An 11638-nucleotide genomic window follows, 5' to 3' on the forward strand; every position below is an offset into this window, starting at 1 on the left:
TGAGCGGGGTGCGCGCCGTTGCCCCTCGCCGGCCGTTGCCTCGCTCGCGCACAGGCCCTCCTTTTCGCTCCCCTTGACTGCCTTACAGCATAAGGCTAGCTTGCCTTACAACATAAGGTGGATGTTCCGGCGAAAGGGCTCGGCCAATGGGCACGGATCGGGTGAGGAAGGTCTGCATCGTCGGGGCTTCGGGGAAGCTCGGGCAGTACATGGTCCGGCACGCGCTGGACCGCGGTTACGAGGTGGTCGGCGTGTGCCGGGAGCGCAGCGTGCCGAAGCTGGCCGCGTTCGAAGGCCGGATGACCGTCGTCCCCGGGCCCACGAACGACCCGGAGGTGATCCGGCGGGCGGTCGCCGGGTGCGATGGGGTGCTGACGGTGCTGGTGCCCTGGGGCGTCCGGCAGTACGCGTCGGGCACGGCGCAGGCGGTGCTCGACCACGCACGGCCGGGCGCACGTCTGGTCTTCTCGTGCGGCTGGCACATCACACGCGACGGCAAGGACACGTACTCACGGATGTTCCTGGCGGCCGTCCGGGTCGCGGCACTGCTGGGCAGGCTGGTCCGTGCCGTCGAGATCGACGACCAGGTCGAGGCGTGCCGCCGCGTGTTCGCCAGCGGCACCCGGTGGACCGTGGTACGCGGCAGCAGCCTGGAGGAGGGGGAGAGCCAGGGCCTGCCCGTGTGGAGCCGCCATGTGGGAGACCCGGTGCTGGCCAGCAACCTGACGCGCCGTGTGGACTTCGCGCTGTTCATGGTGGAGGCGCTCACCGACGACTCGCTCGTCCACGAGGCCCCGGCGATCGTCGGGCGCCGGACTCCCAGCGCCCTCGCCCACAGCGGCGGTCCCGGTGGGCACGCCTGACGAGCCCTGTGCGGGGCCGGCGGTGAGGCGGCGCCCGAGCGGCGGCGGCATCGGCTCACATCGACGCCCGTGCGGGCGTCAGATGTCGAACTCGACGTAGTCGATGTCGGTGAACTCCACGGACAGGCCGGCGGCGCGGCGGCCGCGGTCCTTGAAGTACTCCTCCTGGAGGCCCTCCGCCGCGATGGCCCTCAGCTCCTGGTCGGTGGCCCCATGGGTCTGGGCGTCGAAGAGGCGCGCGGCGTACGCGGGCGGCAGATGGTGGGTGACGAGCCGGATGCGGGCGTCGTCGGTGCTGCCCGGAGCGGCGGTGAACCCGAACCTGGCGCGGGTCTCGATCACGATGCCCGTCGACGTGGCGGCCTGCTTCCTGGCCCGCTCCCGCACCCGGGGCTGCCAGCGCCGCCGTACCTCCTCGGCGAGGCGGGCGGCGAGTTCCGGGCGGGGCCGCTTGATCTGGTCCTTCACATAGCGCTCGACGGTGCGCTGGGAGACGCCGAGCAGTTCGGCCACCGGCCGGGTGCCCTTGAGCTGCTTGACCAGGTACCGCATCTGGGCCGGCGCGCTCTTCGGTGCCGGTCTGGTGGTCTTGTTCGCCACGGCTTTGTCGAGGCTGTCGTCGAACATGCCCATCGCGTTCTACTCCCCCTCGCGGGCGGCGTCGGTGCCCTTGATGTGCTGGGCGGGGTTGTGTCCTTCTTCAAGCATCCGGACGGCCCACAGCAGGTCCTGGGTGCCCTCGTGCTTGACCATGCCGGGGCTGACCCCGAGCCGGAAGGTGCCGGGGGCGGGCCTGCCGTCCGGCGTGTACGGCAGGACGTCCGGCGGCGAAGGACCGTCGGACAGGTAAACGGCGCAGTCCGACAGCAGGGCGATCGGGACCAGTGCGTCGTCCCCGAGGGCGAGATGCCCGGTGGGGGCGGGTGCCTGCTGTGTGGCGAGCGCCGTCTTGAGGATCTTGCGGTGCATGTTGACGCGGGCGGCGGAGATGACGGCGGCCCGGATGTCGGGGCGCCAGGTGGGGCGTTCCAGAGCGGGCCAGCGCTCCCCGGGCCGGTAGCCGGCGCCCTGCGGCCGTTCCCGCAGCTTGCCGATGCCGCCCTTGACCGTCGCCTTGATGGCGGACAGCACCGCCGCCGTGCCGGGGTCGGCCTGCCGGTGCCTCGCCATCGCGGTCAGGAACTCCGCGTCGTCCATCCCGGCCACCACGCCGAGGTCGGCCATCGTCGCCTTGTACGCCTCGCTCAGGCGCTTGTACCAGGGGTCGAGGTACGGGCCGGACTCCCGGCGCAGCCACGCCTCGACGGGTTCGATCGACACCGGCAATCCGAACGTGGCGACGAGCTCGGCGGCGTACGCGACGGTGGGTGTGGCGTACCAGGCCGGGCCGTCGGGCCGTTCCCCGTGCGGGGTGAAGGGGCTGGGAAGCCGGGGGTCGAGCTCGATACCGGACAGATCGACCAGCCAGGAGCCGGGGACCCTCTTGTCGAAGGCGGGCCGCTTCACATGGACCGGGGCCGACAGGCCCACGACGAGGCGGTTGGCGGCCGCGAGGAAGGCGGTGTTCACGTCGATGCCCACCGCGAACCGGCGCGCGCACTCGGCACCGGTGAGCAGCTCCGGCTCGCGGATCCAGTCGAACGCCTCCTCGTCGAGCACCTGGTCCGGAGTGCGCTGGTGGTGACGCGGGTACAGGCCGGCGACGATCGGGTGCTCGGCCGGCGCCTCGGGCGGTGCGGGATCCACCGCCTCGGACAGGGAGCCGGGCACCGGGCCGGGCATCCACGCCCCCGACGTCTCGTCCCGTACGGCACGGGTCGGCGGTCGCAGCGCGGTCATCAACTCCAGCCCGCAAACGGCCGTCGACCCGCGCGGAGTGATCACGCGGGAGGCGTAGGTGCCGAGGACGGCGGCGACCTCCGGGGCGGGCAGTAGGCCGGTGCCGCCCCAGGAGCGCGTGTCGAGCGCGTCCCACGGCAGGACGGCGAACTGTACGCACCGGCGCCGGTCGCCCTCGGCGGGCCGGTAGACCCGCGTCCACGGGCCGAACCCCCGCCTGGTGAGCTTCCAGCCCGCCTTGGCGATCTGCTTCACCACCGCGTGGCTCTCCGGCAGCCGCAGGCCCCGCCGGTCCTCCAGCACCGGGGGCAGCCCGAGTCGTTCGGCGGCGGCGGCGGTGAGCACGACGAGCGGGTCGGCGTCCCTGCCCGCGCGATGCAGCCGCGCCGCCCCGAGCCTCGACTCGCTGAGGACCCATTCCACGACCTCGACGAGGGTCCGGGCCGGGCAGTCCAGCACCAGCCCACCCAGGCAGTACACGGACCCGTCCCCGTCGAGCACGCCCAGGGGGCCGTGCGCGAACCGCGCGTCGGCCGCGGAGGCGTCCGGCACGGGGGCGCGCCCCGTGGTCGTCTCCGGCTCGGCCGGGCGACGGGGCGACGGTGACCGGACAGCCGCGGTGCCGCCCGCGGGGCGGGACGGCGGGGGAACCGCCGCCGGGCGGGCGGAGTCCGGCGGCGGCGCGGCAGCCTGCTGCCTCGCCGGCTGCCCGTCGCCCGGCCGGGGGGCGGCGGCGTCCGGTGCCGCCGGGCCGTCACCCGGCACCGCCTCCGGTGTTCCTGGTGTCTGCGGTGTCTCCGGTGTCTCCCGTGTCTCCGGGGCCGGCGCCGGGTAACGGGCCGCGAGCCCTTCCAGCAGCCGCGCGTAGGCTGCGCGCTTGGGCGCCCTGGGCTCCGTGCGCCCGGCCTCCCAGCCGCTGACCGCCTCCCGGCGGACCTGCAGGACACCGGCCACCTGCTCCTGGCTCAGGCCGGCGGCTTCACGCAGCCGCTTCCGCTCCGCCGGGGCCGGCAGCGGCTCCCGTGAAGCCACCTCCTCCAGCAGGGCGTCGACCGCGCCGAACAGCGCGTCCTCCTCGCTCGGCACACCACCACCTCCGCCTCGAACGCTACATCAATCACATGGCGTATCGCGCACGGATCGCGCAGGCGTCTGCGGGGAGATCGCGGCCGGACGGGAGCGGCCTCCGGCGTCGCGCCCACGGCTCCCGGAGCATGGCCCGAACGGGGGCGAGGACGTAGGTTGGCCACTCCCGCGGCCCGTCCGCCTCCGGTCGGCGGCAGGAGGACGGAAGAGGCCGACGGAAAAGGTCGAAGGAGATGGCCGCCGGATGTCGAGGAACCCTTCCCCGCTCCGACTGAAGGGTGACAGCGTGCCGGACGGGCGCGCCGGACACGGAGGACACCCGAGATGAAGTACGTCGCGATGATCTACGGCAACCAGGCGAAGTGGGACTCCTTCCCGGCCGAGGCATGGCCGGAGGCGATCGCCAGGCAGGAGGCGTTCAACGCCAGGTACCGGGACAGCGGCGAACTGCTGGGCGCGTACGGCCTCGCGGACGCCGCCGCCGCCCAGCTGGTACGCCGCACGGACGGGGCCCCGGCCGTCACCGACGGGCCGTACCTGGAGACGAAGGAGTACCTCGCGAGTTTCTACCTGCTGGAGTGCGAGAGCCTTCAGCGGGCCCAGGAGATCGCGGCGGACATGCCGTTCGCCGATGTGGATCCGGTGGAGCTGTGGCCGGTGCTGCACGAGTCCTCAGCGGACTCGTGAGCGGCGCGCACCACGGGGTCGAGGACCTGCTGCGCGAGCTGGCGCCGCAGGTCCTCGCCGTGCTCGTCCGCCGCCACGGCGCCTTCGACACGTGTGAGGACGCCGTGCAGGAAGCACTGCTGGCCGCCGCCCTGGGGTGGCGTGAGGCGGGGGTGCCGGACAACCCGCGGGGATGGCTGGTGACCGTCGCCTCGCGCAAGCTGGTCGACCAGGTCCGCAGCGACGCGGCACGCCGCCGACGCGAGGAGACCCTCGCGCTGGCCACTCCACAGTCCGCGCTGCTGGCGCCTGCTGCCGACGCGGTGCCCGCCTCGGAGCGGGACGACTCCCTGGCCCTGCTGTTCCTGTGCTGCCATCCCTCGCTGTCCGCGCCGAGCCGGATCGCGCTGACCCTGCGTGCGGTCGGCGGCCTGACCACCGCACAGATCGCGGCGGCCTTCCTGGTACCCGAGGCGACGATGGCCCAGCGCATCAGCCGCGCCAAACAGACCGTCAGGACGGCCGGTGCCGACCTGACGCTGCCGGAGGGAGCGATGTGCGCGGAGCGGCTGGCCGCGGTCCGGCACGTGCTCTACCTGATCTTCAACGAGGGCTACACGACCACCTGCGGCACCGAGTTGACGGCACCGGAGCTGTCCACCGAGGCGATCCGGCTCACCCGGCTGCTCCATCGGCTCGCGCCCGGGGACGCCGAGACCGCGGGGCTGCTCGCCCTGATGCTGATGACCGACGCACGCCGGACCGCGCGCACCGGTCCCCACGGGGAGCTCGTGCCGTTGGGGGAGCAGGACCGCGGCCGGTGGGACCGCCGGCTCATCGCCGAGGGCGTCGATCTGATCAGCCGGACCCTGCCCTGCGGGCGGGTCGGCCCCTATCAGCTCCAAGCCGCCATCGCCGCCGTGCACTGCGAGGCCGCGCACCCCGACAGTACCGACTGGCCGCAGATCCTCGCCCTGTACGACCTCCTGGAACGGTGCGGCCCGAACCCGGTGATCAGTCTCAACCGCGCCGTCGCGGTCGCCATGGTCCAGGGTCCGGGCGCAGGTCTCGACCTGCTTGCCGAGTTGGAGCGCGACAAGCGCATGGCACGCCACCACCGGCTTGTCGCAGCCCGCGCCCATCTGCTGGAGATGGCAGGCCGGCACGGGGCCGCCGCGCGCGCCTACCGTGAGGCGGCCCGCCTCGCCACCAGCGCGCCCGAGCAGCGCCATCTCACCCGGCGCGCCCGCCTCCTGGAGCGTGCGTGATGAGCTGCACCGGGGTCGTCGAGGTGCGCGACGGCGTCCGTCTCGTCTCCGCCGCGGCCGGGCGGGCCCACCCGGCGGGCGGCGGATGCCGTCGGCGGGCGGCCGGGCGGGGCACGGACATGGCGAGGTTGCGCCGACGCCGCCGCAGGAGACCGGTTCGGGCTTCGCCTGAGTGCAGGCTTGGTGTAGTCGGCCGTGGCCGGTGTGGAGACAACGGAAGCGAGGAATCAGATGTCCTTTCAGGCCTACCTGGACAACATCGAGGACAAGACGGGGCTGACGCCGCGTCAGTTCATGGAGCTGGCGAAGGAGCGCGGTTTTGAAGGCCCGGACACCAAGGCCGGCCCGGTGCTGGAGTGGCTCAAGCAGGACTACGGGCTGGGCCGCGGCCACGGGATGGCGCTGGTCCATGTCATCAAGAACGGCGCGAAGATCTCCGACAAGCACGTCGGATCGGGTGGAACCCACCATGACGATTCCGACACGCTGTGGCTCGAGGGGAAGAACAACCGGCCCTGACGGGTCCCTCACGCCTCGACCGCGGCGAACGCCGGCCCTCCGGACGGAGGGCCGGCGTTCGCCGTCGGGAGGCACCCGCCTCGCCGGGAGGTCACCCGCCCGACGGCACCAGGTTCCGCTCGTCTTCCCGCACCTCGCCCGGGGCGGCCGGTGCCGGGGCGGGCAACGCGGTCCGCGACAGGACGGATGCCGGGATCGCCAGCAGGACGGCACCCATCACTCCGGCGATGAACCAGCCGGAGGCGTCGTGCTCGGCCGCGAAGGCCGCGGAAGCGGGGGCGAGGCCGCCGAGGACGGCACTGGTCACGGCGTTCGGGAGGCCGATGCCGAGGGCCCGGACCTGCGCGGGGAAGATCTCCGTGAGGAGCTTGGGCAGCACGGTGGTCGCGCAGACCAGGTAGACGACGCCGGAGCCGTAGGTGAACAGCAGGCTGGCGAACGTCCCGGTCATGGTGAGGTACGAGACGGAGCCCGCCACGGCGAACACGACACTGGCCACGGCGAGGAAACGGGCGGCGCCCACCTTGTCGGCGAGCAGTCCGATGGGCACGTTGAGCACCAGCAGCACGGCGGTGGCGCACACGACGACCCAGAACATGGTTCCGGGCGGGGCGAGGCTGCCGCCGAGAGCGGGCACGACGGCGTTCCAGGTGCCGCCGACGGCACCGGTCCCGGCGACGAACAGCACGGCCAGCAGGACGCGGCGCCGGTGGGTGCCGAGGACCTGCCGCAGCGATCCGCGGTCGCGCCGGACGCGGACTTCGCGGCGGAACACCTCGGTCTCGGTCAGCCGGGTGCGCAGGACCAGCAGGACGAGGCCGAGGACGCCACCCACCAGGAACGGCACGCGCCAGCCCCAGGCGGCCATGGCCGCGGGCCCCAGGGCGACGGTCAGGCCGCCGCCTAGCAGGGACGCGGTGAAGGCGCCGGCGCAGGTCGTGAGGGAGAACAGGCTGCCGTAGGTGCTCTTGCGCCGTTCGGGCGCGACCTCCATCAGGTAGGCGGCCGCGGCGGGCCATTCGCCTCCGTGCGAGACGCCCTGGGCCATGCGGGCGACGAGCAGCAGGCAGGGGGCGAGCAGACCGATGTGCGCATAGGTGGGGGTGACGCCGATGAGGAGCGAACCGCCCGCCATGAGGGAGATCGCCAGCATGAGGGCGGGCCGACGGCCGCGCCGGTCGGCGTACCGGCCCAGCAGGATGCCGCCGAGGGGGCGCATGAGGACGCCGACGCCGAGGACGGCGAAGACGCCGAGTATGGAGGTGAGGGAGTTGTCGGAGGGGAAGAACCGGGCGGCGAACAGGGGCGCGAACAGGCCGTAGGCGAGCCAGTCGAAGGATTCGATGAAGTTGCCGACGACCGTGGCGGTGACGGCGCGGCGGTGCGCCTTTGCCGGGGAGTGCTGGTGCTGGGACATAGGGGCCATCCCTCCTTCAGACGGCGCAGGCGTGGCCGCGGACGGTGGGCGGGGCTGCCGTGTCGGGGCGGCCGGTGATCGGCCCCCTGGTGCCCGGGAGGTCGCCGGCGGTCTCGATGTGCGGCACCGGTGCGTCCTTTGCTGGTGGCGGAGTCGGGTGCCTCATCGTGGGTGGCGCGGGACGACGCGGCCAACTTCCTCCGTGCGGAGCTGCGCCGCCGTACGCTCCGGGCGGCTCGCCGGAGCCGGGCGGCCCCCGGCGAGCGGCGTGAGCCCGGCCGGCCGGCGGGGAGCTTGCGCACTCTGGGAGTTGGCCCGCCCACGCGCGGATGCCGACGATGAGGAACCCTTCCGCAATCCGGCAGACAAGGAGACGGCGGTGCCGCACATCGAGATCACCCATGGCCTGCCCGGCATCAGCGGGCTGTTCGCCCAGCGGCCGGACACCGCCGCCGTGCTGTCCCGGCTCGCCGAGACCCTGCTGCGCGGCGCATCGCCCCTCGGCCGCGGTGAACGCGAGCTGATCGCCGCCCATGTGTCGAACCTGAACTGCACCGCCTTCTGCTCGGACTCCCACAGCGCGTTCGCCGCCGCCCAGCTCGACGGCGGGGCCGGGCTCGTCGCCTCGGTGCTCGCGGACGTCGACACCGCCCCCGTCACCCCTCTCGTCCGGGCGCTGCTGAAGGTGGCCGCCGAGGTGCAGGCGAAGGCGGCGCCCGTCTCGGACGAGGCGATCGCCGCGGCTCGCGCCGAGGGCGCCACGGACACCCACATCCACGACACGGTCCTGATCGCGGCCGCCTTCGCGATGTTCAACCGGTACGTCAACGGTCTCGCGACGGACGTGCCGGCCGACCCGTCCTTCTACGACGCGGCGGCCGAACTCATCGTCAACCACGGTTACGAGGCGGCCCGCTGACGCCCCGTGCCGTTCACGCCCTGTGCCTCAGGAGGACGACATGGCCTGGTCCACCGCACACGTTCCCGACCAGAGCGGCAGGACCGCCCTGGTCACCGGCGCCTCCGGCGGCATCGGGCTGGAGACGGCGCGGGTACTCGCGGCCCGTGGGGCACATGTGGTCCTCGCCTGCCGCAGCGTCGAGCGGGCCCGGGCCGCGGCCGCCCGTATCGGCGGCAGCACCGAGGCCGTGCCACTCGACCTGGCGTCCCTGGATTCCGTGCGGGACGCGGCGGCGGAGGTGCGCGGCCGGCACGACCGCCTGGACCTGCTGATCAACAACGCCGGTGTGATGTTTCCGCCCGACGCGCGCACCGAGGACGGCTTCGAGACGCACTTCGGCGTCAACCATCTCGGTCACTTCGCGCTGACGGGTCTGCTGCTCGACCTGATGACGCGGGTGCCGGGATCCAGGGTGGTGACGGTCGCGAGCCTCGCGCACCGTGCGGGCTTCGGCGGCTTCGGCGCGGAGCGGGCCCGCTCCGCGACCGGGCGGCGGTCGGTGGCGGCGTACGGCCGGTCCAAACTGGCGAACCTCATGTTCGCGCGGGAACTGCAGCGCCGGTTCGCCGCGGCGGGCGCGGCCACCCTCTCGCTGGCCGCCCATCCGGGACTGTCGGCGACCGGCCTGTGGCACGGCGACCCGCCCGCGCTGCTGCGCCCGGTGGCCGGTGCGGGGCTGCGCCTGCTGGCCCAGCCCGCCGACCGGGCGGCGCTGCCGTCGCTGCGGGCGGCCACCGACCCGCGGGCAGCGGGCGGGGCGTACCTCGGCCCGCGGAACCGCTTCGAGAGCCGGGGCGCGCCGGGGCCGGCGCGGTCGAGCCGGGCCTCCGGGGACGCGGCGGCGCAGGCCAGGCTGTGGGACCTCTCGGAGGAACTGACCGGGGTCCGGTACGCCTTCACGCCGGAGCGCGCGGAGGACCCGCCCGCCGCGGCGGTGTGCCCGGTGACGGGCGCGCGGGGGTGAGCGCCGTGGCGGACGAGGGCATCGCGGCCGGTGTGGGCGCCGGCCTCGACATGCAGGAGCGGTTCCGGCCGGTCGCGGCCTGGGCGTGGATCTGGCGCAGCTTCGACATGGCGCTGCCGGATGTGGCGGGGGCCGGGTGGCAGGCGGATCCCGCGGCGGAGGCCCGGGAAACGGGCGCCAGCCCTGCAGAGGGCACGCGGGCGTGAGCGCGGCCTGACTCCCCGTCCGGCCCGGAGGAGCGGCCGCCTCGGGCACGGGTACTCCCCCGCGGACGCGGTTCCGTGTCCCGCCGCCCTAGGGCCGGCGGCGTGCGTACGTCCCGTTTGGGGAGCCGTCCCGGCCGGGACGTACGCGTCGGGGCGTCAGGCGGCCGCGGTGGAGGCGACCGCGGTGGAGGCGACCGCGCCGACGAGTTCACCGGCTGCGTCGACGACGTCGAGCGAGACGAGCCGGGGGTCCTCCAGGACGGGCAGGAGGTCGGCGAGGACCCGGGCGAAGCGGCCGTCGTTGTCCCGGGTCATCGCCAGGCTCCCCTCCCACAGCGCCGCCCGTATGCGGCGGGGGGTGAGCATGCCGTCCCCGGCGGTGGAGGTGAGGAGCAGGCCGGCGACACGGCCTTCGAGCCGGGTCGGACGCCACGCGCCGGTGCGGAAGTCCGCCATGAGCTCCTCGACGCGGCGGCGGGCACGGTCGGTGGCGGCGGGCTCGGGGAAGAATCCGGTCTCGGGCCGGACGGTGGTCGCTGACACGGTGGTTCCTCTCTGGGTGGGGTGACGGTCAGTCCAGCCCGGCCGCGGCGCGCAGGGCGTCGACGCGGTCGGTGCGCTCCCAGGTGAAGTCGGGGAGCTCGCGGCCGAAGTGGCCGTAGGCGGCGGTCCGGGCGTAGATCGGGCGGAGCAGGTCGAGATCGCGGATGATCGCCGCCGGGCGGAGGTCGAAGACCTCGCCGATGGCCCGTTCGATGAGGTCGAGAGGGGTCTCCTCGGTGCCGAAGGTCTCGACGAACAGGCCCACCGGCTCGGCCTTGCCGATCGCGTACGCGACCTGGACCTCGCACCGCGAGGCCAGCCCCGCGGCCACCACGTTCTTGGCGACCCAGCGCATCGCATACGCCGCCGAACGGTCCACCTTCGACGGATCCTTCCCCGAGAACGCCCCACCGCCATGGCGCGCCATCCCGCCATAGGTATCGATGATGATCTTCCGGCCGGTCAGGCCCGCATCACCCATCGGACCCCCGATCTCGAACCGGCCGGTCGGATTCACCAGCAGCCGATAGCCCTCGGTGTCCAGCTTGATACCGTCCTCCACGAGCTGCCCGAGCACATGCTCCACCACGAACTCGCGAACATCCGGCGCCAGCAGCGAGTCCAGATCGATGTCCGACGCATGCTGCGAGGACACCACCACCGTGTCCAGACGGACGGCCTTGTCACCGTCGTACTCGATGGTGACCTGGGTCTTGCCGTCCGGACGCAGATACGGGATGGTCCCGTTCTTGCGCACCTCCGACAACCGCCGGGACAGCCGGTGCGCCAAGTGGATCGGCAGCGGCATCAACTCGGGCGTCTCGTCGCACGCGTACCCGAACATCAGCCCCTGGTCACCCGCGCCCTGCCGGTCCAGCTCGTCGTCATCGCCCTCGACACGGTTCTCGTACGCCGTGTCCACACCCTGCGCGATGTCCGGCGACTGCGAACCGATGGACACCGAGACACCGCACGAAGCCCCGTCGAAGCCCTTCTTCGAGGAGTCGTAGCCGATCTCGAGGATCCTGTTGCGCACCAGCGTGGGAATGTCCGCCCACGCCTTGGTCGTCACCTCGCCTGCGACGTGCACCAGGCCGGTGGTGATCAGCGTCTCGACCGCGACCCGGGAGGACGGATCCTCCCGCAGCAACGCATCGAGGATGGTGTCGCTGATCTGGTCAGCGATCTTGTCGGGATGGCCCTCGGTCACGGACTCCGAGGTGAACAGGCGTCTGGTCATGGAAGGCATCAGATCCGCGGCCGCCGCCGGTCCGCAACCGGACTTGACCGAGTGGCGGGAAGACGG

Annotated in this window: 12 protein-coding genes; 7 read left to right on the plus strand and 5 right to left on the minus strand. The window is 73.3% G+C overall.

Translation table 11 applies throughout. The features are described 5' to 3' along the window. Positions 1-146: 146 nt before the first annotated feature. Positions 147-863, plus strand: coding sequence for an NAD(P)-dependent oxidoreductase (locus tag DDW44_RS31020; RefSeq protein ID WP_108908612.1), 717 nt, complete (start codon positions 147-149; stop codon positions 861-863). 78 nt (positions 864-941) lie between these two features. Here DDW44_RS31020 and tpg read toward each other — a convergent pair whose 3' ends face one another. Both tpg and tap read right to left on the minus strand, forming a co-directional pair. Further along, on the minus strand, positions 942-1496 hold the full coding sequence (gene tpg / locus DDW44_RS31025; protein ID WP_108908613.1) for a telomere-protecting terminal protein Tpg: 555 nt from the start codon (positions 1494-1496) through the stop codon (positions 942-944). 6 nt (positions 1497-1502) lie between these two features. Then, on the minus strand, positions 1503-3788 hold the full coding sequence (gene tap, locus DDW44_RS31030; protein ID WP_108908614.1) for a telomere-associated protein Tap: 2286 nt from the start codon (positions 3786-3788) through the stop codon (positions 1503-1505). 324 nt (positions 3789-4112) lie between these two features. Here tap and DDW44_RS31035 point away from each other — a divergent pair, with 324 nt between their 5' ends. From DDW44_RS31035 to DDW44_RS31045, 3 genes are all read left to right on the plus strand, one after another. Next, positions 4113-4475 (plus strand): YciI family protein, encoded by a 363-nt coding sequence (locus tag DDW44_RS31035; protein WP_108908615.1) that lies wholly within the window; start codon positions 4113-4115, stop codon positions 4473-4475. Then, positions 4472-5722 (plus strand): RNA polymerase sigma factor, encoded by a 1251-nt coding sequence (locus DDW44_RS31040; protein ID WP_108908616.1) that lies wholly within the window; start codon positions 4472-4474, stop codon positions 5720-5722. The genes DDW44_RS31035 and DDW44_RS31040 overlap by 4 nt, the downstream gene beginning before the upstream one ends. 231 nt (positions 5723-5953) lie before the next feature. Continuing rightward, entirely contained in the window at positions 5954-6241 is a 288-nt protein-coding gene (locus DDW44_RS31045) for a DUF4287 domain-containing protein (protein ID WP_017950193.1), read from the plus strand. Between the two features lie 91 nt (positions 6242-6332). Here DDW44_RS31045 and DDW44_RS31050 read toward each other — a convergent pair whose 3' ends face one another. Beyond that, positions 6333-7658, minus strand: a complete 1326-nt coding sequence (locus DDW44_RS31050) for an MFS transporter (RefSeq protein ID WP_108908617.1) — start codon at positions 7656-7658, stop codon at positions 6333-6335. Positions 7659-8037: 379 nt separating this feature from the next. Between DDW44_RS31050 and DDW44_RS31055 the strand changes: the two genes are divergently transcribed. Genes DDW44_RS31055 through DDW44_RS31065 form a run of 3 tightly spaced genes read left to right on the plus strand, consistent with a single transcriptional unit; the run spans position 8038 to position 9789 of the window. Further along, positions 8038-8577: a carboxymuconolactone decarboxylase family protein gene (locus tag DDW44_RS31055; protein WP_027734983.1), complete on the plus strand. Its 540-nt coding sequence runs from the start codon at positions 8038-8040 to the stop codon at positions 8575-8577. A 40-nt stretch (positions 8578-8617) separates the two neighbouring features. Beyond that, entirely contained in the window at positions 8618-9583 is a 966-nt protein-coding gene (locus DDW44_RS31060; RefSeq protein ID WP_108908618.1) for an oxidoreductase, read from the plus strand. A 5-nt stretch (positions 9584-9588) separates the two neighbouring features. Next, positions 9589-9789, plus strand: coding sequence for a hypothetical protein (locus DDW44_RS31065; RefSeq protein ID WP_244224168.1), 201 nt, complete (start codon positions 9589-9591; stop codon positions 9787-9789). A 156-nt stretch (positions 9790-9945) separates the two neighbouring features. Here DDW44_RS31065 and DDW44_RS31070 read toward each other — a convergent pair whose 3' ends face one another. Further along, a complete protein-coding gene (locus DDW44_RS31070; protein WP_108908620.1) occupies positions 9946-10332 on the minus strand; it encodes a hypothetical protein in 387 nt (128 codons plus the stop codon). Between the two features lie 28 nt (positions 10333-10360). After that, positions 10361-11572, minus strand: a complete 1212-nt coding sequence (gene metK / locus DDW44_RS31075; RefSeq protein WP_108908621.1) for a methionine adenosyltransferase — start codon at positions 11570-11572, stop codon at positions 10361-10363. Positions 11573-11638: the final 66 nt, after the last annotated feature.

Origin of the sequence: Streptomyces tirandamycinicus (assembly GCF_003097515.1) — a bacterium.
GTDB lineage: Bacteria > Actinomycetota > Actinomycetes > Streptomycetales > Streptomycetaceae > Streptomyces > Streptomyces tirandamycinicus.